Raw genomic sequence first — 19,971 nt, forward strand, 5'->3', positions numbered from 1 at the left:
TAGGGTTCCTGTCATGGTCTCCCGCGCCGAACCTTCCCTCAGCGGACGCTGGTGGTGGTCGATCGACCGTTTCATCCTGACCGCGCTCGTCGCGCTGATGGTCTCCGGCGTCGTGCTGCTGATGGCCGGCGGGCCGCCGGTGGCCGAGCGGCTGGGCCTGTCGACCTTCCACTTCGTCAACCGGCAGGCGGCCTATCTCGTCGCCGCGATGGCGATCTTCCTTGGCGTCTCGCTGATGACGCCGCGCCAGGTCCGCCGCGCGGCGCTGATGATCTATGTCGTCTCGCTCGCCATGGTGGTGGCGACGCTCTATTTCGGCGTCGAGGTGAAGGGCGCGAAACGCTGGCTGACGCTGGGGCCGTTCGGCTCCGTCCAACCCTCCGAGTTCCTCAAGCCCGCCTTCGTCGTTATGGCCGCCTGGGCTTTCGCCGAGGGCACGCGCCGGCCCGACCTGCCGGGCACCATCCTCGCGCTGCTGATGCTGCCGATCACGATCGTGCCGCTCGTGCTGCAGCCCGATTTCGGCCAGACGATGCTGGTCAGCCTGGTCTGGGCGGGGCTGTTCTTCGTCGCGGGGCTGCATTGGTTCTGGGTGGTCGGGCTCGGCGGCGTCGGCGCGGTGGGCATCGTCGTCGCCTATGAGTTCGTGCCGCATGTGCGCGCCCGCATCGAGCGCTTCATGGACAAGAGCTCGGGCGATTCCTTCCAGGTCGATACCGCGCTGGAAAGCTTCGCGCAGGGCGGCTGGCTCGGCAAAGGGCCAGGCGAGGGCACGGTGAAGCGCATCCTGCCCGACGCCCATACCGACTTCATCTTCGCGGTCACGGCCGAGGAGTTCGGCATCGTGGTCTGCATGCTGCTCGTCCTGCTGTTCGCGATCATCGTGATCCGGGCGCTCATCGTGGCGCAGAAGGCGGAAGACCCGTTCATCCGGCTCGCCGTGACGGGGCTTGCCATGCTCTTCGGCGTCCAGGCGGCGATCAACATGATGGTCAACCTGCACATGATGCCGGCCAAGGGCATGACGCTGCCCTTCATCTCCTATGGCGGCTCGTCGCTGCTCTCGCTCGCGGTTGGCACCGGCTTCCTCTTGGCGCTGACCCGGCGGCGGCCGCGCTCGGCCGAATTCGGCCCCTACGGACGCTGAGCCGATGCAAGCGGGCAAGCTCGTCATGCTGGCTGCCGGCGGCACCGGCGGCCATCTCTTCCCGGCCGAGGCGCTGAGCCACGCGCTGCATGCCAAGGGCATGCGCGTCGTGCTGATGACCGATACGCGCGCTGCCGAATTCGCCGGCGATTTTCCGGCCGAGGCGGTGCATGCCGTGCCGGCGGCGACGCCGTCCGGCCGCTCGCCGCTCAGGAAGGCGATGGCGCTCCTCGACATCGCGCGCGGCACGCTCGCCGCACGGCGTATCGTCAGGCAGGTCAAGCCCGCCATCGTCGTCGGCTTCGGCGGCTATCCGACGGTGCCACCGGTGCTCGGGGCCTCGCTCGCCGGGGTCAAGACCCTGATCCACGAGCAGAACGCCGTGATCGGCCGGGCCAATCGCTTCCTCGCCGGCCGCGCCGACGTGATCGCGACCGGCTTCGCCACGGTGGGCGGGCTCAACGCCGCGCTCGAGGCCAAGTGCCGCCATGTCGGCAATCCGGTGCGCCCGGCGGTGATCGAGGCGGCGGGCCGCGACTACGACCCGCCGGGCGAGGGCAGGATCAGGCTCCTCGTCTTCGGCGGCAGCCAGGGCGCGCGCATCATGGCCGATATCGTGCCGCCGGCGATCCAGCTCCTGAGCGAGGCCGAGAGGGCGCGGCTCGCCATCGTCCAGCAGGCGAGGCCTGAGGATGACGAGCGCGTGCGCGGCATCTACGAGAAGCTCGGCATCCGGGCGACGGTTTCGCCGTTCTTCAAGGATCTTCCGGCGCAGATGGCGGCGGCGCATCTCGTCATCGCGCGCTCCGGCGCCTCGACCGTGGCGGAGCTCACCGTGATCGGCCGTCCGGCCATCCTGGTGCCGCTGCCCGGCTCGCTCGACCAGGACCAGGCGGCGAACGCGGCCTTCCTGGAAGGCGCGGGCGGGGCGATCCGCATCCTCCAGCCCGAGTTCACGCCGCGCCATCTCGCCGGCGAACTGTCGAAGCTCATCGCCCAGCCGGCGCACTTGACGACGATGGCCGCAAACGCGAAGAGCGCCGGCATTCCCGATGCCGCCGACCGCCTGGCCGATCTCGTGATCGCCACGGCCCAATCTTCGAACTGACAGGATTCACCCATCATGAAGCTGCCGCCGAAGCTCGGCTCCATCCATTTCGTCGGCATCGGCGGCATCGGCATGTCCGGCATCGCCGAGGTGCTGCACAATCTCGGCTACAAGGTGCAGGGCTCGGACGCCTCCGACGGCGCCAATGTCAGGCGCCTCGCCGAGAAGGGCATCGAGACCTTCGTCGGCCATAGGCCTGAGAATCTCGGCGAGGCCGAGGTCGTCGTGGTCTCGACCGCGATCAAGCGCGACAATCCCGAGCTCGTCGCCGCCCGCGAGAAGCGCCTGCCGGTGGTGCGCCGGGCCGAGATGCTGGCCGAGCTGATGCGGCTGAAGAGCTGCGTCGCCATCGCCGGCACCCATGGCAAGACGACCACGACCTCGCTCGTCGCGACGCTGCTGGAGAAGGGCGGGCTCGACCCGACCGTGATCAACGGCGGCATCATCAACGCCTACGGCACCAATGCGCGCATGGGCGAGAGCGACTGGATGGTGGTCGAGGCCGACGAATCGGACGGCACCTTCCTGAAGCTGCCGGCCGACGTCGCGATCGTCACCAATATCGACCCCGAGCATCTCGACCATTTCGGCACCTTCGACGCAATCAAGGCGGCCTTCCGCAGCTTCGTCGAGAATCTGCCCTTCTACGGCTTCGCGGTGATGTGCATCGACCATCCGACGGTGCAGGGCCTCGTCGGCCAGATCGCCGACCGGCGCGTCATCACCTATGGCGAGAACCCGCAGGCCGATTTCCGGCTGATCGATATCGACCTTGCGGGCGGGCAGGCGAAGTTCACGCTGCTGATCCGCGACCGCAAGAGCGGCCGCGACGAGGTGATCCGCGATCTCGTCATGCCGATGCCCGGCCACCACAACGCGCTCAACGCCACGGCGGCGATCGCGGTCGCCTACGATCTCGGCATACCCGTGCCGCGCATCCGCGAGGCGCTCGCCGGCTTCGGCGGCGTCAAGCGCCGCTTCACGAAGACGGGCGAGTGGAACGGCGCGCTGATCTTCGACGATTACGGCCATCACCCGGTCGAGATCGCCGCCGTGCTCAAGGCGGCGCGGGCCTCGACCAAGGGCAAGGTCATCGCGATCGTCCAGCCGCACCGTTATACCCGGCTGTCGAGCCTGTTCGACGATTTCGCCGCCTGCTTCAACGACGCCGATACGGTGATCGTGGCTGAGACCTATGCGGCGGGCGAAGCGCCGATCCCCGGCGCCGACCGCGATTCGCTGGTTGCGGGCATCAAGGCGCGCGGCCACCGCCATGCGCTGCCGCTGGAGAGTTCCGACAAGCTCGCCGGCATGGTGGCGGAGCTGGCGGAGCCCGGCGACTACGTCGTCTGCCTCGGCGCCGGCAACATCACGCAATGGGCCTATGCGCTGCCGGGGGAGCTCAAGGCGCTGAAGGGCTGAGCCTTGATCCTTCTCCCCTCGGGGGAGAAGGTGGCCCGGCGAAGCCGGGTCGGATGAGGGAAGGCCTGCCCTTGCATCGCAAAAACTCAACCCCGACACGCGATTTCGCCCGCGACCAACGTCGGGAGCCGACGCGGGCCGAGGCAATGTTCTGGCAAGCCGTTCGCAACCGCCGCTTCGCGGGCCTGAAATTCAAGCGCCAGATGGCGATAGGGCCCTTCATTGCGGATTTCTGCTGCTTCGAGCACAAGCTCATCGTCGAACTCGATGGCGAGCCCCATGAAACCCTCGAAGCGCGTACCAGGGACGCGGCACGCTCGGCTTTTCTGAAAGGCGAAGGCTATCGGGTCTTGCGCTTTTCCAATGAACGCGTGCTAGGAAACCTCGAATTCGTTCTGCGTGAGATCGCCGATCGGCTTGATCTCGCCGGATTTCCCTCATCCGACCCGGTTTCGCCGGGCCACCTTCTCCCCCGAGGGGAGAAGGATACGCGCGGTTAGCATCATGCCCTTCGCAGACCTCACCTCCGACATCCGCGCCGCGGCTCCCGATCTCCGGGGGCGGCTCCTGGCCAATCAGGACCTCTCGGGACTGACATGGTTCCGCGTCGGCGGGCCGGCGCAGATCCTGTTCGGCCCTGCCGACGAGGAAGACCTCGCCTATCTCCTGTCGAAGCTGCCCGACGAGATCCCGGTCACGGTGATCGGGCTCGGCTCCAACCTGATCGTGCGCGATGGCGGCATTCCCGGCGTCGTCGTCCGGCTCGGCGGCCGGGCCTTCGGCGAGATCGTGCCGGAGAGCGGAGATCGGCTCAGGGCCGGGACGGCCGTGCCGGACGTGAAGGTCGCGCGCGCGGCGGCCGATGCTTCGCTCGACGGGCTTGCCTTCTATCGCGGCATCCCCGGCTCGATCGGCGGGGCGCTCCGGATGAACGCCGGCGCCCATGGCGGCGAGACCACCGATGTGCTGGTCTCGGCCCGCGGCGTGACCCGCAAGGGCGAGATCGTCACGCTCTCGCATGCCGAGATGGGCTTCACCTATCGCAACAGCGCCGAATCGACCCGCGACATCGTCTTCACCTCGGCCCTGTTCCAGGGGCGGCCGGGCGATCCCGCCGCGATCCAGGCCGAGATGGACCGGGTTACCCAGGCGCGCGAGGCGGCGCAGCCGATCAAGGAGCGCACCGGCGGCTCGACCTTCAAGAACCCCGAGGGCGGCAAGGCCTGGAAGCTGATCGACGCCGCCGGCTGCCGGGGCCTGCGCGTCGGCGGGGCGCAGGTCTCGGAAATGCACTGCAACTTCCTGATCAATACGGGCGGCGCCACGGCGGCCGATGTCGAGGGGCTCGGCGAGGAGGTCCGCCGCCGGGTCAGGGAGAATTCCGGCTTCGAGCTGCAATGGGAGATCAAGCGGCTCGGCGTCGCGGCCTGAGCCGGCTCCGGTTAACGGCCCGTTAACCATGTCTGACGAGGTTGGGGCTCGTCGCATCGAGCGGGGGCCGCCATGAGCAAACACGTCGCAGTGCTGATGGGCGGCTGGTCCGTCGAGCGCGAGGTCAGCCTCAACAGCGGCGCGGCCTGCGCCCGTGCGCTGGAGGGTCAGGGTTTTCGCGTCAGCCGCGTCGATGTCGGGCGCGACGTCGCCGAGGTGCTGGCGAAGCTGAAGCCCGACGTCGCCTTCAACGCGCTGCACGGGCGCTTCGGCGAGGACGGCACGATCCAGGGCGTGCTCGAGATCCTGCGCATCCCCTATACGCATTCGGGCGTGCTCGCTTCCGCGCTCGCCATCCGCAAGGACAGGGCGAAGACGGTGGTGAAGGCGGCGGGCGTGCCGGTCGCGCACGGCGTCAACGTCTCCCGCTTCGCCGCCGCGAAAAGCCATGTGCTGCCGCCGCCTTACGTCCTCAAGCCGATCGACGAGGGCTCCTCGGTCGGCGTCGTGATCGTCAAGAAGGACCGGGAGCATCCGCCGCAGGAGATCGCCCGGCCGGACTGGCCCTGCGGCGAGATGCTGCTGGCCGAGGTCTTCGTCGCGGGGCGCGAGCTGACCTGCGCGGTGATGGGCGAGCGCAGCCTCGGTGTGACCGAGATACAAGCCGCGACCGGCGAGTTCTACGACTACGACGCGAAGTACGCGAAAGGTGGCTCGATTCACATTTGCCCGGCTCGAATTTTACCGAAAATTTACCAGCAGATCGAAGAGTGTGCGTTAACGGCGCATCAAGCAATCGGATGCCGGGGCGTCAGCCGATCTGACTTCCGTTACCACGACGAGAGCGACACGCTCGTCTGGCTGGAGGTCAATACGCAGCCCGGGATGACCGAGACCAGCCTGGTGCCCGAACTGGCTGCCCATGCGGGCCTGAATTTCGGTGAGCTCGTCAAATGGATGGTGGAGGACGCCTCCCTCGATCGGTGAAAGCGATGACGGCGAAACCCGTTGCCATGGCCGCGTTCGCTCCCGCCCGATCTCAGTCGCGGCTGCCCGTGCCCGCCGCCCAGCCGCAGCTGCTGGTCGGCGAGCGGCCGGGCCGCTGGCTGCGTCGCTCGCGCCGCAGCGCGATCGCGCTGCCCTTGGCGCAGCGGCTGCCGCAGAGCCTCGGCACCTGGCTGGCGCTCGGCTTCCTCGGCGTGAGCCTGGGCTCAGGCCTCGTGCTCGGCGGCCACTGGCAGACCATGCAGGACAATTACGGCGAGCCGCGCCACATGCTGGCGCGCGCGCTCGGCTTCGGCATCGAGCATGTCACCATCTCGGGGCTCTCGGGGCTCTCCGAGCAGGAGGTGCTGGTGGCGGCCGGCATCGATGCCAAGACCTCCCTGGTGTTCTTCGACGCCGACGAGGCCCGCAAGCAGCTGGAGGCGACGCCGCTGATTCGCGAGGCGGCCGTGCGCAAGCTCTATCCGGGCGAGGTCTCGATCCAGCTGACCGAGCGCGAGCCCTATGCGCTCTGGCAGGTGAAGGGCGATCTGTTCGTGATCGCGGCCGACGGCACGGTGATCGACAAGATGGATGACGGCCGCTTCGCCTATCTGCCGCTGGTCGTCGGCAGCGACGCCAACAACCGCGCCGGCGAATATCTGGCGCTGCGCAACGAGGCCGGCGCCTTCGCCAAGCATATCCGCGCGGCGACGCTGGTCTCCGGGCGGCGCTGGAACCTGAAGCTCGACAACGGCATGGATGTGCGCCTGCCCGAGAGCAAGCCGGAAGCGGCGCTCAAGCGGCTCGTCTCGCTGGAGAACGATTACCGCATCCTCGACAAGGACCTGCTCGCCATCGACCTGCGCCAGCCCGACCGGGTGGTGATGCGCCTCTCCGAGGAGGCCGCCGCCGCCCGCGCCGAACAGCTCAAGAGCAAGAGCAAGAAGAAGGGAGGCGAGGCGTGAACCACGTCACCTCCCAGGGCCTGACCCCGCGCATGCGCCCGCTCTCCTCGCGCAAGAGCGCGACGCTGTCGATCCTCGACATCGGCACCAGCAAGGTCGTCTGCCTGATCGCCGAGCTCTCCCCGGCCGAGGCGAACGAGCGGCTGCGCGGGCGCACCCATGTCGCCCGCATCATCGGCATCGGCCACCAGCGCTCGCTCGGCCTGAAGGGCGGGGCGATCGTCGATCTCGAAAGCGCCGAGCGCGCCATCCGCGCCGCCGTGGACGCAGCGGAGCGCATGGCCAAGGTCGAGGTGCAGTCGGTCATCGTCAACCTGACCGGCGGGCGCATCGGCTCGCAGCATTACGCGGCGAGCGTCGACCTGCGCTCCGGATCGGTCGGCGATGCGGACGTCAAGCGCGTGCTCGCCACCGCCGCGACCCATGCGATCCGCCCCGGCAAGGCCGTGCTCCATGCCCTGCCGACCGGCTATGCGCTGGACGGCGTGCCGGGCGTGCTCGATCCGCGCGGGCTGATCGGCAACAAGCTCTCGGTCGACATGCATGTCGTCGCGAGCGAGGCGTCGGCGGCGCGCAACGTCATGCTCGCGGTCGAGCGCTGCCATCTCGAGGTCGAGGCGGTGGTGGCGACGCCCTATGCGTCCGGCCTCTCGGTCCTCGTCGACGACGAATCGGAGATGGGCGTCGTGCTGGTCGATCTCGGCGGCGGCTCGACCTCGCTCGGCGTCTTCTCGGGCGGGCATCTCGTCCATGCCGATGCCGTCGCCGTCGGCGGCAACCACATCACCATGGACGTGGCGCGCGGGCTTTCCACCCGCGTCTCGGCGGCCGAGCGGCTGAAGACGCTGCACGGCTCCTGCATCGCCAGCGCCTCCGACGAGCGCGATACGATCGCGGTGCCGCAGGTCGACGACGACGAGCGCGACATGCCGAACCATCTCGCCAAGTCGCATCTGGTCAGGATCATCAAGCCGCGCGTCGAGGAGATCCTCGAGCTGGTGCGCGACCGGCTGAACAATGCCGGCTTCTCGGCCCAGGCCGGGCGGCGCGTCGTCCTGACAGGCGGCGCCTGCCAGCTCACCGGTCTGCCGGAGGTGGCGCGGCGCATCCTCGGCGGGCAGGTCCGCACCGGCCGCCCGCTCGGGATCCGGGGCCTGCCGGAGGCGGGCAAGGGGCCGGCCTTCGCGGCGGCGGTCGGGCTCCTGGTCTATCCGCAGGTCGCCCATATCGAGCATTTCGAGCCGCGCACGGCCGGCGGGCGCATCATCATGACCGGAACGGACGGCTATTTCTCGCGTGTCGGGCAGTGGCTGAAGGACAGTTTTTAGTGATTAACCGCCCGCTCCCGCGGGCACGGCGTCGAACGTAGCAATCGGGACGGCTCCCGCCAGGCGCCGGACAAGAGACCAAAAGAGGCAATCATGGCGATGAATCTGCAAGCCCCGGACATCCGGGAACTGAAGCCCCGGATCACGGTGTTCGGCGTCGGCGGCGCCGGCGGCAATGCGGTCAACAACATGATCGAGGCCGGCCTCGACGGCGTCGACTTCGTCGTCGCCAACACCGATGCCCAGGCGCTGGCGCTGTCGCGCTCCTCGCGCATCATCCAGATGGGCCTCCAGGTCACCGAAGGGCTCGGCGCCGGCTCGCAGCCGGAGGTCGGGCGCGCGGCGGCCGAGGAGGTGATCGACGAGATCCGCGACCATCTGGCCGGCGCGCACATGGTCTTCATCACCGCCGGCATGGGCGGCGGCACCGGCACGGGCGCGGCGCCCGCGATCGCCCGCGTCGCGCGCGACATGGGCATCCTGACCGTCGGCGTCGTCACCAAGCCGTTCCAGTTCGAGGGCCAGCGCCGCATGCGCATGGCGGAGGCCGGCATCGGCGAGCTCAACGAGGCGGTCGACACGCTGATCGTCATCCCCAACCAGAACCTGTTCCGCGTCGCCAACGAGACGACCGGCTTCGCCGACGCCTTCGGCATGGCCGACCAGGTGCTCTATTCGGGCGTCGCCTGCATCACCGACCTGATGGTCCGTCCCGGCCTGATCAACCTCGACTTCGCCGATGTTCGCGCCGTGATGCGCGGCATGGGCAAGGCGATGATGGGCACCGGCGAGGCGCAGGGCGAGAAGCGGGCGCTCACCGCCGCCCAGGCCGCGATCAACAACCCGCTGCTCGACGACGTCTCGATGAAAGGCGCGCGCGGCCTGTTGATCTCGATCACCGGCGGGCGCGACATGAAGCTCTACGAGGTCGACGAGGCCGCCACCCGCATCCGCGAGGAGGTCGATTCCGAGGCCAACATCATCGTCGGCGCCACCTTCGACGAATCGCTGGAAGGCACCGTGCGCGTCTCGGTGGTCGCAACCGGCATCGACAAGCCGATCTCGACCCAGGCCGAGACCGACGACACCGAGGCCCGCATCGCCCAGGTGGCGGAGCGGCTGAAGGCCGAGGCGCGCCTGCGCAGCAACGCCGCCGCCGCGGCGCGCCCTGCGCCGGCTCCCGCGCCGGTCGTCGAGACGGTCCGCGTCGCGCCGGCGGCCGAGCCCGCCCAGCTCGCGCAGGACATCCGGATCGAGCCGGTGCAGCCGCGCCCGGTGATGGCCGCGGCGCCTGCGCCCGAGCCCGTCCGCCATGCCGAGCCGAGCCTCAACCTCGACGAGAGCTTCATCCCGCCGATGCCGGAGCGCGCGGTCATCCGCCCGACCCGCATGCCGCGCGTCGAGGACCTGCCGGCCCCCGGCCAGGCCCAGATCAACGCCCATCGCGGCGCCCAGGCCGCGCCGCTGCCGCCGAGCGCCATCGAGCAGAAGCGGATGTCGCTGATGCAGCGCCTCGCCTCGGTCGGCTTCGGCCGCAAGGAGGAGGAGATGGCGGAGCCGCAGCTCCCGGTGCGCCAGGCCCAGGCCCCCGCCGCGCCGCCGCTGCCGCAGGCCCCGGCGCCGAGCGCCGCCCATGCCGAATATATGCGCCGGCCGGTGCAGCAGCCGGCCTCGCGCCCGGCGCAGGGTGGGCTCGACCCGCATGGCCGCGCTCAGCCCGCCCGCCCCAGCGAGGAGGATCATCTGGAGATTCCGGCCTTCCTGCGCCGCCAGGCGAACTGACGCGCAAGGCGTCTCACGGCTTGCGTGACACGACCCGCCGCGGCCTTGCCGCGGTGGGTTTCCGTCGTTAGAAAATGTTTATCTTTCAGCGCTTTATATGATCCGGTCCGCTCGACCGTCGCTGTAACACAGCGAAAGAAAGCGTGATTTTGAGAGGCGGCCCCGAAAGCTTATCTTGCGGCGCATCAGGACGACAGCGTCGCCGGGTCCGTTCCGGAGTCGCCCTTGCTAAAGACATCGCCGGCCGGCCGCCTCTGCCCCCGCAGACGAAAACGCTGCCCCGGCGATCAGGATTGGATAGCGGAATGAATTTCGATCGGCAGACGACCTTGCGGGCAGCCGTCACCCTGACCGGTGTCGGCGTTCATTCCGGAGCTCCCGCCAGCATCTGCCTGAAGCCTTCCAGCGCCAATTCCGGCGTGGTCTTCCTGCGCACCGGGCTCGCGGGCATGCCGCCCCAGCTCATCCACGCCAAGCACACCAAGGTCAGCGCTACGGAGCTGTGCACCGTGATCGGCGAGCGCGGCGCGGCCTCGGTCTCGACGGTCGAGCATCTGATGTCGGCCTGCTCCGGCATGGGCCTCGACAATGTGCTGGTCGAGATCGACGGCCCCGAGATGCCGATCATGGACGGCAGCGCGCGCGAGTTCGTCGCCGCGATCGAGGCGACGGGGATGACGACGCTTGCCGCGTCGCGCCGTTATCTCAAGGTTCTCCGGCCGGTCCGCATCGAGCAGGGCCGCGCCTTCGCCGAGCTTTCGCCCGCCGAGCAGGGCTTCAGCCTCGATGTCGAGATCGATTTCGACAGTGCCGTGATCGGCCGCCAGCGCAAGATCTTCGATCTCGACGCCCGCGCCTATGCCGGCGAGATCGCGAGAGCCCGCACCTTCGGCTTCATGCGCGACGTCGAGCAGCTCTGGAAGGCGGGCTTCGCCCAGGGCGCCTCGCTGGAGAACACCGTCGCCGTCGGCGAGGACAAGGTCATCAATCCCGAAGGGCTGCGCTACAGCGACGAGTTCGTGCGCCACAAGGTGCTCGACGCGATCGGTGATCTCGCGCTCGCCGGCTACCCGATCGTCGGCGCCTTCCGCTCCTATTGCGGCGGCCACCGGATGAACGTCAGCGTCCTCGAGACGCTTTTCGCCGACCGCGCGAATTTCGCGATCGTCGAATCGCAGCCGGTCTTCGCGGCGCCGCGCGCCGTGCAGATGGGCGCGGCCGCGCCGGCCGCCCTCGCGCCGGACCTGCACTGAAGCGCGAGAGGCGGCTTCGCCTTTCCTTCGCCGGTTTTTTGTCCGAGATGCCGCAGGGCGGCGCAAACGCGTCATAACCGATTTTCGGCAGTGGCGCGGGGGCGGCGTCTGAGGTAAGGCATGCTTCCTGCCGGAGCATCGGGCCGAGAAGTGGAATCCACCTTTCGGACGAATCCGATGCTGAAACAAGGAGCTGGATCGCGCTTTGCTTCCGATAGGACGCATGGCGATCCGGCAGGGACGATCGAAAGAGGACGGACGACGTGAGCGTGACGCGGCAAAGCCTTCCGGCAATCCATCGTGGCCTCTCGCCGCGCAGGGGCCTCGCGCTCGCGCTCGGCGCCGCGATGCTGCTCGGCGGCTGCGACACGCTGTCCTCGATCAACCCCTTCGACAAGCCCGAGGTCTATACGCCGGACCTGACGCCGCCGACGCCGGCCGACAAGCTCTACAACGAAGGCCTCGCCCGCCTCCAGAACGGCGACAGCGAGGGCGCCGCGAAGAAATTCGAGGACATCGACAAGAGCGCGCCGTTCTCGCCCTATGCGCGCAGGGGCCTGTTGATGACGGCCTATACCAATTACCAGGCGTCGAAATGGGAAGAGGCGATCACCGCCTCGAAGCGCTTCATCGCCCAGAACCCGGCGAGCCCCGACGCTGCCTACGCGCATTACATCATGGCGATGTCCTATTACAACCAGATCCCGGACGCGACCCGCGACCAGGAGCGCACCGCCCAGGCGATCCAGGCGCTGGAGCAGCTCGTCGCCAATTACCCGAATTCGGAATATGTGATCGACGCCAGGGAGAAGCTCCTGGTGGCGCGCGACCAGCTCGCCGGCAAGGAGATGAATGTCGGGCGCTACTATCTGGAGAAGCGCAACTATACCGGCGCGGTGAACCGCTTCCGCGAGGTCATCATCAAGTACCAGACCACGCGCCATGTCGAGGAGGCGCTGATGCGCCTGACCGAAGCCTATATGGCGATGGGCATCACCAACGAGGCGCAGACGGCCGCCGCCGTGCTCGGGCACAATTTCCCCGACAGCCCCTGGTACAAGGACGCCTATGTCCTGCTGCAGAGCGGCGGGCTGGAGCCGCGCGAGGATCGCGGTTCCTATATCAGCCGCGCCTTCCAGGGCTTCTCGCGCACGGTCGGCGGTCTGGTCGGGCTCGGCCGTCTCTGACGAGGCATGCATGGGCGACGGGCGATCCTGCCGGCTCCGAAGACGGACTTGAGCGCCGATGCTGGCGCAGCTCTCGATTCGCGACATCGTCCTGATCGACAGGCTCGATCTCGGCTTCCATGAGGGTCTGAGCGTCCTGACCGGCGAGACCGGCGCCGGCAAGTCGATCCTGCTCGACGGGTTCTCGCTCGCGCTCGGCGGCCGCGGCGACGGCTCTCTGGTGCGCCATGGCGAGGCGCAAGGGCAGGTCAGCGCCGTCTTCGACCTGCCGCTCACGCACCCGGCCCGCAAGCTCGCGCAGGCGCAGGAGATCGACACCGACGGCGACCTGATCCTGCGCCGCGTGCAATATGCCGACGGGCGCACCCGCGCCTTCATCAACGACCAGCCGGTCTCGGTGCAGATCCTGCGGATGGTCGGGGCGGCGATCGTCGAGATCCACGGCCAGCACGACGACCGCGCCTTGACCGATCCGGCCCTGCACCGCGCCATCCTCGACGGTTTCGGCGGGCTGGAGGCCGATGCCGAGGCAGTCGCCACGGCGAGCGAGACGCTGAAGCGGGCGCGGCAGGCCCTGCAATCGCAGCGCCTGCGGGTCGAGGCGGCGCGCAAGGAAGCGGATTTCCTGCGCCATGCGGTGGAGGAGCTCGGCAAGCTTTCACCGCAGCCCGGCGAGGAGGACGAGCTCGCCGCTGCCCGCCAGGCGATGATGCAGGCGGAGAAGGTCGCGCGCGACCTCGCCGAAGCCTATGAGGCCGTCGGCGGGCAAGCCTCTCCCGTCCCGACGCTCGCCGCCGTGCTGCGCCGGCTGGAGCGCCGGGCCGGACAGGCGCCCGAGCTGGTCGAGCCTTCGCTCGCCGCGCTCAACACCGCGATCATCGCGCTGGAAGAGTCCGGCGAGGCGCTCACTGCGGCGATGCGCGCGACCGAGCACGATCCGCATGCGCAGGAGCGCATCGAGGAGCGGCTGTTCGCGCTGAGGGCCGCCGGGCGCAAATACGACGTGCCGGTCGACGGGCTTGTCGTTCTGGCGGCGACGATGGAAAGCGATCTCGCCGCGCTCGACGAGAGCGAATCGTCGCTGGTACGGCTGGAAGCCGAGCTCAGCGAGGCGGAAGCGGCTTATATCGCGCTGGCGCAGGCCCTGTCCGAGGCCCGCGGCAAGGCCGCGGCGCGGCTCGACGCGGCGGTGAAGGCAGAACTGCCGCCGCTCAAGCTGGAGCGGGCGCGCTTCATCACCCGCATCGAGAGCGATCAGGACCTGCGCGGGCCGGAAGGCTTCGACAGGGTCGAGTTCTGGGTCGAGACCAACCCCGGCACGCGGCCCGGCCCGATGATGAAGGTCGCCTCCGGCGGCGAGCTCTCGCGCTTCATGCTGGCGCTCAAGGTGGTGCTGGCCGAGCGCGGCTCGGCCCCGACGCTGGTCTTCGACGAGATCGACACCGGCGTCGGCGGCGCGGTGGCCGATGCGATCGGCGAGCGGCTGGCGCGGCTGGCCGAGCGCGTCCAGGTGATCTCGGTGACGCATGCGCCGCAGGTTGCGGCCAAGGCCGGGCAGCATTTCCTGATCGCCAAATCGGCGGGGGAGGGCGACGCCTCGCGCACCGTGACGCGGGTCATGGTGCTGGAGGACGAGGCGCGGCGCGAGGAGATCGCGCGGATGCTGGCCGGCGCCTCGATCACCGAGGAGGCGCGCGCGGCGGCCGGGCGCCTGCTGGAGGCGGCGGGCTTGCGCGGCTGAGGCCGCGCCCCGCGCTTTGCTGGATTTGGCGTGGTTCGGCGGCTGTCTACGCAGCGACCAGCTCGTAGCCCGCGCCCTTCCTGACCACGCGGCTGAAGCCCTCGACATGGCCGCCCGCGACGAGCCAGTTCTCCTGCGCGGAGCGCTCCAGGATGCCGCGCCGGGAGGCTCGCGCGGTCGCGGCGTCGAAATCATAGACGAGGCCGATATCCGGGTCCGATGCCTGGAGATCGAAGAGATGCAGCGCGTCGCCCCAGAGCAGCAGGCTCTCGCCCTCGCCCGCGATCAGGTAGCCGCCATGGCCGAAGCTGTGGCCGGGCAGGGGGATCGCCGTGATGCCGGGCCGGGCCTCGTCCGCCGGGACGGAGCGGAGGCGGCCGGCATAGTGCTGCTTCAGCGCCGCCGCGATGGCGAAGCTGCCCTGCTTCTTCTCCGGTGTCCGCGCGCGGTTGGCCTCGTCGCCGTAGAAGCCGAGATCGGCCTCGGGCACGAGGATCCCGGCCCTGGGGAAACGGGGCCTGTCGCCGTCGAACAGGCCGAGCGCGTGATCGCCGTGCAGATGCGTGATCAGGACATGGGCGACGTCTTCGGGCGCTATCCCCGCAGCCGCCATCGCCGCCGGGGCATGGCCCATCGCCTCGCCCCAGGACGGGCCGGTGCCGGCATCGACCAGCGTGATTCCGCCCGGCCCCTTCAGCGCGAAGCAGTTGACCACCATGCCGACATTCGGCTTGCCCCAGCGCGCGACCGCCTCGTCGCAGGCGGCCTCGCCATCGCTATGGATCAGCACGTCGAGCGGTGCCTCGAAGAAGCCGTCGCGCAGGATCACGACCTCGTAGGCGCCGATGCGGCGGGCATGCTGGATCATGGGCTGTTCTCCGCTTTGGCATCAGCCTGAGACGCTAGTGGGGCCGCCACCGCGCCGGCAAGGCGCATTCGGCCCGGCTCGGCCCTGCGCGGGGCGCATTTCCTTTTGCTCCGCTTTGCTTTATGAGCCGCTCTCATCCGATGGTGCAGCCTGCCCGTCAGTGCCGCCTCGATCCATCGCTCCTGCTTCAGCGCCGTTCCGCCACGCCGCAACCCCTAGGCCGACCTCCATGTCCTTCTCCCTCACGAGCCCGCCGCTCGCGCGCGCGCTCGCCGATCGCAATTACGCCGAGCCGACCCCGGTGCAGAGCGCCGTCCTCGAGGACGCCGCGCGCGGGCGCGACCTCCTGGTCTCCTCGCAGACCGGCTCCGGCAAGACCATCGCCTACGGACTGGCCATCGGCGAGACGCTGATGGGCGCGGCCGAGAAGCTTGCGCCCCCCGCCGCGCCGCTGGCGCTGATCATCGCGCCGACGCGCGAGCTCGCGCTCCAGGTCCAGCGCGAGCTCGCCTGGCTCTATGCCCAGACGGGCGCGCGGGTGATCTCCTGCGTCGGTGGCATGGACCCGCGCCGCGAGGCGATGCTGCTCGACGAGGGCGCGCATATCGTCGTCGGCACGCCAGGGCGCCTGCGCGACCATATCGAGCGCCGCCGCCTCGACGTTTCGGCGCTGAAGGCCGTCGTGCTCGACGAGGCCGACGAGATGCTCGATCTCGGCTTCCGCGACGATCTCGAATTCATCCTGAAGACGGCGCCCGAGAGCCGCCGCAGCCTGCTGTTCTCGGCGACCTTCCCGAAGGCGATCGTGCAGCTTGCGCAGAGCTACCAGCGCGACGCGCTGCGCATCGAGGTCCAGGCCACGACGCGCGGCCATGCCGACATCGCCTACAAGGCCGTCCGCGTCTTCCCGAAGGAGGCGGAGCTCGCGGTCGTCAACCTGCTGCGCTTCCATGATGCCGGGATCGCGCTGGTGTTCTGCAACACGCGCAACGCGGTGCGCCATCTCGAGGCGATCCTGCTGGAGCGCGGCTTCACCACCGTGGCGCTCTCGGGCGAGCTCGGCCAGAACGAGCGCAACGCCGCGCTCCAGGCGCTGCGCGACGGGCGGGCACGGGTCTGCGTCGCGACCGACGTCGCGGCGCGCGGCATCGACCTGCCGGGGCTCGACCTCGTCATCCATGCCGAGCTGCCGCACGACGCCGAGGTGATGCAGCACCGTTCGGGCCGCACCGGGCGCGCCGGCAAGAAGGGCACGAGCGTCATGCTGGTGCCGCCCTCGCGCCGGCGCAAGGCCGAGCGCCTGCTGATGGAGGGCAAGGTCGAGGCCGAATGGATCGGCCCGCCGACGCCCGAAGAGATCCGCGCGCTCGATCAGGAGCGGCTTCTGGCCGATCCGATGCTGAGCGGCGACGGGGCCGAGGACGACGCCGGCATGATCGAGGCGCTGATGGCCGGCCGCGAGGCGCGCGACATCGCCGCCGCGCTGGTCCGGCTCTACCGCGCCCGCCTGCCGGCAGCGGAGGAGGCGGGCGATCCGGGCTACGGCCGCGACGAGCGCCGCCCGGCTCGTACGAACGAGGATTATGCCGTGAAGCGCCGCCCGTTCGGCGCGGGAGAGGATGGCGAGCGGCCGCGCAAGCCCGCGGGGCCGCGCGGGGACACGGTCTGGTTTAGGCTCGATATCGGCCGCAAGCAGGGCGCCGATCCGCGCCAGCTCCTGCCGATGCTGTGCCGGCGCGGCCGGATCACGCGCGACGAGGTCGGCGCGATCCGCATCTTCGACCGCGAGACCAAGGTCGAGATCGATGCCGATGTCGCCGAGCGCTTCCACGAAGCCGTCAGCGTGCCGGACCGCGACAGGATCGTGATCGAGCCGACGAGCGAGGCCGAGCGCCGTCCGGCCAAGTCCTTCGCCGAGAAAACGTCCTTCTCTGATAAGGCGGAACGCCCTGCCGCGCCGCGAAAAAGCTGGGGCGACGATCAGGCCGCCGGGGAGAGGCCGCCGCGCAAGCGCTTCCCGCCCCGGGACGGCGAGCCGCGAGCGGAGGAGCGCAAGCCCTATAGTGCGGAGGGCCGGCCCGAGCGCGATGCCGGCAAGCCCGGCGGCTTCAAGAAGCCGTTCGCTGGCAAGGGCAAGCCCTTCGCCGGCAAGCCTGCTGGAGCGCGCCCGGCCGGCGGCAAGCCCTTCGGCAAGGGCAAGCCGCGCGGCGGCAATCGTGGCTGAGGCTTTAGGGTTTATCCAAGGGCATCGTCATTCCGGACAAGCGAAGATAGCCGCGCCGATCCGGAATCCATCGAAGGGCTTAAGCGCTCCATGATGGATTCCGGATCAAGCCCGGAATGACGGCGCGATTCCTTTGGATGGGCGGTTTACTTTCCTCAGCGCAGGCCGAGGAAGGAGAGGATGGCGAGCACGACCACGACGAGGCCGACGATATAAATGATGTTGTTCATGAAAAGCCCCCTGACTGAACGGAGCCTTTAAGGCTCGATCTGGCAGGGGGTGAACCCGATTCGGGGTTCAAAGGTTCCCGTCGGTTCCTGCCCTTCCGCGTCGGCGCCATCTCGCCTAATGCTTCCTGCATGAGCGAGCCCGAAGACGAAGCCCCTTCCGAAACGCCGGTCGCCGCGTTGACGCCGCGCCGGGCGAAGCTCGAGCACAAGCGGCTCTCAGCCGAGGTGCAGGCTGCCAACGACGCCTATTTCCAGGACGACCGGCCGATCATGGACGACGCGGCCTATGACGCGAAGCGTCAGCGGCTCGTCGCGCTGGAGGAGGCTTTTCCCGCGCTGAAGGAGGAGGGCGGCGTCAGCGGCAAGGTCGGTGCGAAGCCCTCGGGCAAATTCGCCAAGATCCGGCATCGCGTGCCGATGCTCTCGCTCGACAACGCCTTCTCGGACGAGGCGGTGGCGGAGTTCGCCGCCCGCGTCTACCGCTTCCTCGGCCGCAGGGAGGAGGAAGGCGGCATCGCCTTCACCGCCGAGCCCAAGATCGACGGGCTCTCGCTCTCGCTGCGCTACGAGAGGGGCGAGCTCGTCGCGGCCGCGACGCGCGGCGATGGCGAGGAGGGCGAGGACGTCACCGTCAACGCCCGCACCATCTCGGAAATCCCGAAGACGCTCGCCGGGCCGGATGTGCCGGAGATCGTCGAGGTGCGCGGCGAGGTCTATCTCGGCCATGCCGATTTCGCCGGGATCAACGAGCGCCAGCGCGAGAAGGGGCAGGCCGAGTTCGCCAATCCGCGCAACGCCGCGGCCGGCTCGCTGCGCCAGCTCGATGCGGGCGTCACCGCCTCGCGGCCCCTGCGCTTCTTCGCCTATGCCTGGGGCGAGATGCCGGTGCCGCCGGCGCCGACGCAGATGGGCGTGGTCGCGGCGTTCGGGCGCTGGGGTTTTCGCACCAACCCGCTGATGAAGCGCTGCGACAGCGTGGCCGAACTGGTCGCGCAGTACCGGCTGATCGAGGGCCAGCGTGCGACGTTGGGCTACGACATCGACGGCGTGGTCTACAAGGTCGACGATCTCGCGCTTCAGGCGAGGCTCGGCTTCGTCTCGCGGGCGCCGCGCTGGGCGATCGCGCACAAGTTCCCGGCCGAGCTCGCCACGACGATCCTCGAAGCCATCGACATCCAGGTCGGCCGCACGGGGGCGCTCTCGCCGGTGGCGCGGCTGAGGCCGGTGACCGTCGGCGGCGTCGTCGTCACCAATGCGACGCTGCACAACGAGGACTATATCCGCGGCTTCGATTCCAGGGGGCTGCCGATCCGCGACGGCACCGATATCCGCATCGGCGACACGGTGACGGTGAAGCGGGCGGGCGACGTGATCCCGCGCGTCGAGGCGGTCGACCTGACGAAGCGGCCGGCGGATTCTGTAGCATACGTCTTCCCGACGCTGTGCCCGGCCTGCGGCAGCCATGCCGTGCGCGAGCATAATCCGCGTTCGGGCAAGGAGGATGCGGTGCGCCGCTGCACCGGCGGGCTGATCTGCCCGGCTCAAGCCGTCGAGCGGCTGAAGCATTTCGTCTCGCGCGACGCGATGGACATCGACGGGCTCGGCGACAAGCAGATCGAGCTTTTCCATGGCGATCCCGACCTGCCCGTGAAGGAGCCGGCCGATATCTTCACGCTGGCCCGGCGCGATGCCGCAAACCTCAAGAAGCTCAAGGACAAGGAAGGTTTTGGCGCCGTCAGCGCGGCAAAGCTCTTCGCCGCGATCGAGGACAGGCGCCGGCCGCCGCTCAACCGCTTCCTCTTCGGGCTCGGCATCCGCCATATCGGCGAGACCAATGCGCGGCTGCTCGCGCGCAATTACGGCTCGTTCGAGGCGCTGCGCGCGGCGGTTGCCGCCGCCGCCGATCCGGATGCGCCGCAGCGGCAGGAGCTCGACGCCATCGACGGCGTCGGGCCGACGGTGGTCGAGGCGCTGCTGCAATTCTTCGGCGAGCCGCATAACCAGGAGCTGCTCGACCGGCTCCTGGTCGAGGTCGAGCCGCAGCCGCTGGAGGCCGTCGCCGCGACGAGCCCGGTCGCCGGCAAGACCGTGGTCTTCACCGGGGCGCTGGAGAAGATGACCCGCGACGAGGCCAAGGCCATGGCCGAGCGGCTGGGCGCCAAGGTCGCGGGCTCGGTCTCGTCGAAGACGGACCTGCTCGTCGCCGGGCCCGGCGCCGGGTCGAAGCTGAAGGACGCCGCCAAGCATGGCGTCGAAGTGATCGACGAGGCCGGCTGGTTTACGCTGGTGGGCGGCTGA

General features: G+C 69.3%; 16 protein-coding genes. 15 read left to right on the plus strand and 1 reads right to left on the minus strand.

Going from position 1 to position 19,971, the window contains the following annotated elements:
- Positions 1–13 precede the first annotated feature (13 nt).
- The 12 genes from M9917_RS12935 (at position 14) to recN (ending at position 14,351) form a co-directional block, all read left to right on the plus strand.
- Positions 14–1,147: an FtsW/RodA/SpoVE family cell cycle protein gene (locus M9917_RS12935; RefSeq protein WP_297254265.1), complete on the plus strand. Its 1,134-nt coding sequence runs from the start codon at positions 14–16 to the stop codon at positions 1,145–1,147.
- A gap of 4 nt (positions 1,148–1,151) precedes the next feature.
- Entirely contained in the window at positions 1,152–2,255 is a 1,104-nt protein-coding gene (murG, locus tag M9917_RS12940) for an undecaprenyldiphospho-muramoylpentapeptide beta-N-acetylglucosaminyltransferase (RefSeq protein WP_297254267.1), read from the plus strand.
- Positions 2,256–2,270: 15 nt separating this feature from the next.
- Positions 2,271–3,677: a UDP-N-acetylmuramate--L-alanine ligase gene (gene murC, locus M9917_RS12945; protein WP_297254269.1), complete on the plus strand. Its 1,407-nt coding sequence runs from the start codon at positions 2,271–2,273 to the stop codon at positions 3,675–3,677.
- Positions 3,678–3,730: 53 nt separating this feature from the next.
- Positions 3,731–4,177 carry an endonuclease domain-containing protein gene (locus tag M9917_RS12950; protein ID WP_297254271.1) on the plus strand — a complete coding sequence of 149 codons (447 nt, stop codon included), beginning with the start codon at positions 3,731–3,733 and terminating at the stop codon, positions 4,175–4,177.
- 4 nt (positions 4,178–4,181) lie between these two features.
- Positions 4,182–5,108, plus strand: a complete 927-nt coding sequence (gene murB / locus M9917_RS12955; protein WP_297254273.1) for a UDP-N-acetylmuramate dehydrogenase — start codon at positions 4,182–4,184, stop codon at positions 5,106–5,108.
- A 72-nt stretch (positions 5,109–5,180) separates the two neighbouring features.
- Positions 5,181–6,095, plus strand: coding sequence for a D-alanine--D-alanine ligase (locus M9917_RS12960; RefSeq protein WP_297254275.1), 915 nt, complete (start codon positions 5,181–5,183; stop codon positions 6,093–6,095).
- 26 nt (positions 6,096–6,121) lie between these two features.
- The gene (locus M9917_RS12965; protein WP_297254277.1) at positions 6,122–7,060 is read left to right on the plus strand and encodes a cell division protein FtsQ/DivIB; all 939 of its coding nucleotides are present in this window, start codon (positions 6,122–6,124) and stop codon (positions 7,058–7,060) included.
- Between the two features lie 32 nt (positions 7,061–7,092).
- A complete protein-coding gene (gene ftsA / locus M9917_RS12970) occupies positions 7,093–8,388 on the plus strand; it encodes a cell division protein FtsA (RefSeq protein ID WP_297254867.1) in 1,296 nt (431 codons plus the stop codon).
- Between the two features lie 93 nt (positions 8,389–8,481).
- Entirely contained in the window at positions 8,482–10,170 is a 1,689-nt protein-coding gene (gene ftsZ / locus M9917_RS12975; RefSeq protein ID WP_297254279.1) for a cell division protein FtsZ, read from the plus strand.
- A 305-nt stretch (positions 10,171–10,475) separates the two neighbouring features.
- Positions 10,476–11,423 carry a UDP-3-O-acyl-N-acetylglucosamine deacetylase gene (gene lpxC / locus M9917_RS12980; protein WP_297254281.1) on the plus strand — a complete coding sequence of 316 codons (948 nt, stop codon included), beginning with the start codon at positions 10,476–10,478 and terminating at the stop codon, positions 11,421–11,423.
- 293 nt (positions 11,424–11,716) lie between these two features.
- Positions 11,717–12,610 (plus strand): outer membrane protein assembly factor BamD, encoded by an 894-nt coding sequence (locus M9917_RS12985; protein ID WP_297254869.1) that lies wholly within the window; start codon positions 11,717–11,719, stop codon positions 12,608–12,610.
- Between the two features lie 58 nt (positions 12,611–12,668).
- Positions 12,669–14,351: a DNA repair protein RecN gene (recN, locus tag M9917_RS12990; RefSeq protein ID WP_297254283.1), complete on the plus strand. Its 1,683-nt coding sequence runs from the start codon at positions 12,669–12,671 to the stop codon at positions 14,349–14,351.
- A 46-nt stretch (positions 14,352–14,397) separates the two neighbouring features.
- Here the strand turns inward: recN and aidB are convergent, their stop codons facing one another.
- Positions 14,398–15,219 (minus strand): AidB family quorum-quenching N-acyl homoserine lactonase, encoded by an 822-nt coding sequence (gene aidB, locus M9917_RS12995; protein WP_297254285.1) that lies wholly within the window; start codon positions 15,217–15,219, stop codon positions 14,398–14,400.
- Positions 15,220–15,448: 229 nt separating this feature from the next.
- Between aidB and M9917_RS13000 the strand changes: the two genes are divergently transcribed.
- From M9917_RS13000 to ligA, 3 genes are all read left to right on the plus strand, one after another.
- Positions 15,449–17,443, plus strand: a complete 1,995-nt coding sequence (locus tag M9917_RS13000) for a DEAD/DEAH box helicase (RefSeq protein ID WP_297254287.1) — start codon at positions 15,449–15,451, stop codon at positions 17,441–17,443.
- Positions 17,444–17,559: 116 nt separating this feature from the next.
- Positions 17,560–17,691 carry a hypothetical protein gene (locus tag M9917_RS13005; protein WP_297254289.1) on the plus strand — a complete coding sequence of 44 codons (132 nt, stop codon included), beginning with the start codon at positions 17,560–17,562 and terminating at the stop codon, positions 17,689–17,691.
- A 111-nt stretch (positions 17,692–17,802) separates the two neighbouring features.
- Positions 17,803–19,971 (plus strand): NAD-dependent DNA ligase LigA, encoded by a 2,169-nt coding sequence (ligA, locus tag M9917_RS13010; RefSeq protein WP_297254290.1) that lies wholly within the window; start codon positions 17,803–17,805, stop codon positions 19,969–19,971.

The sequence above is a fragment of the Bosea sp. (in: a-proteobacteria) genome (genome assembly GCF_023953965.1).
Lineage (GTDB): Bacteria > Pseudomonadota > Alphaproteobacteria > Rhizobiales > Beijerinckiaceae > Allobosea.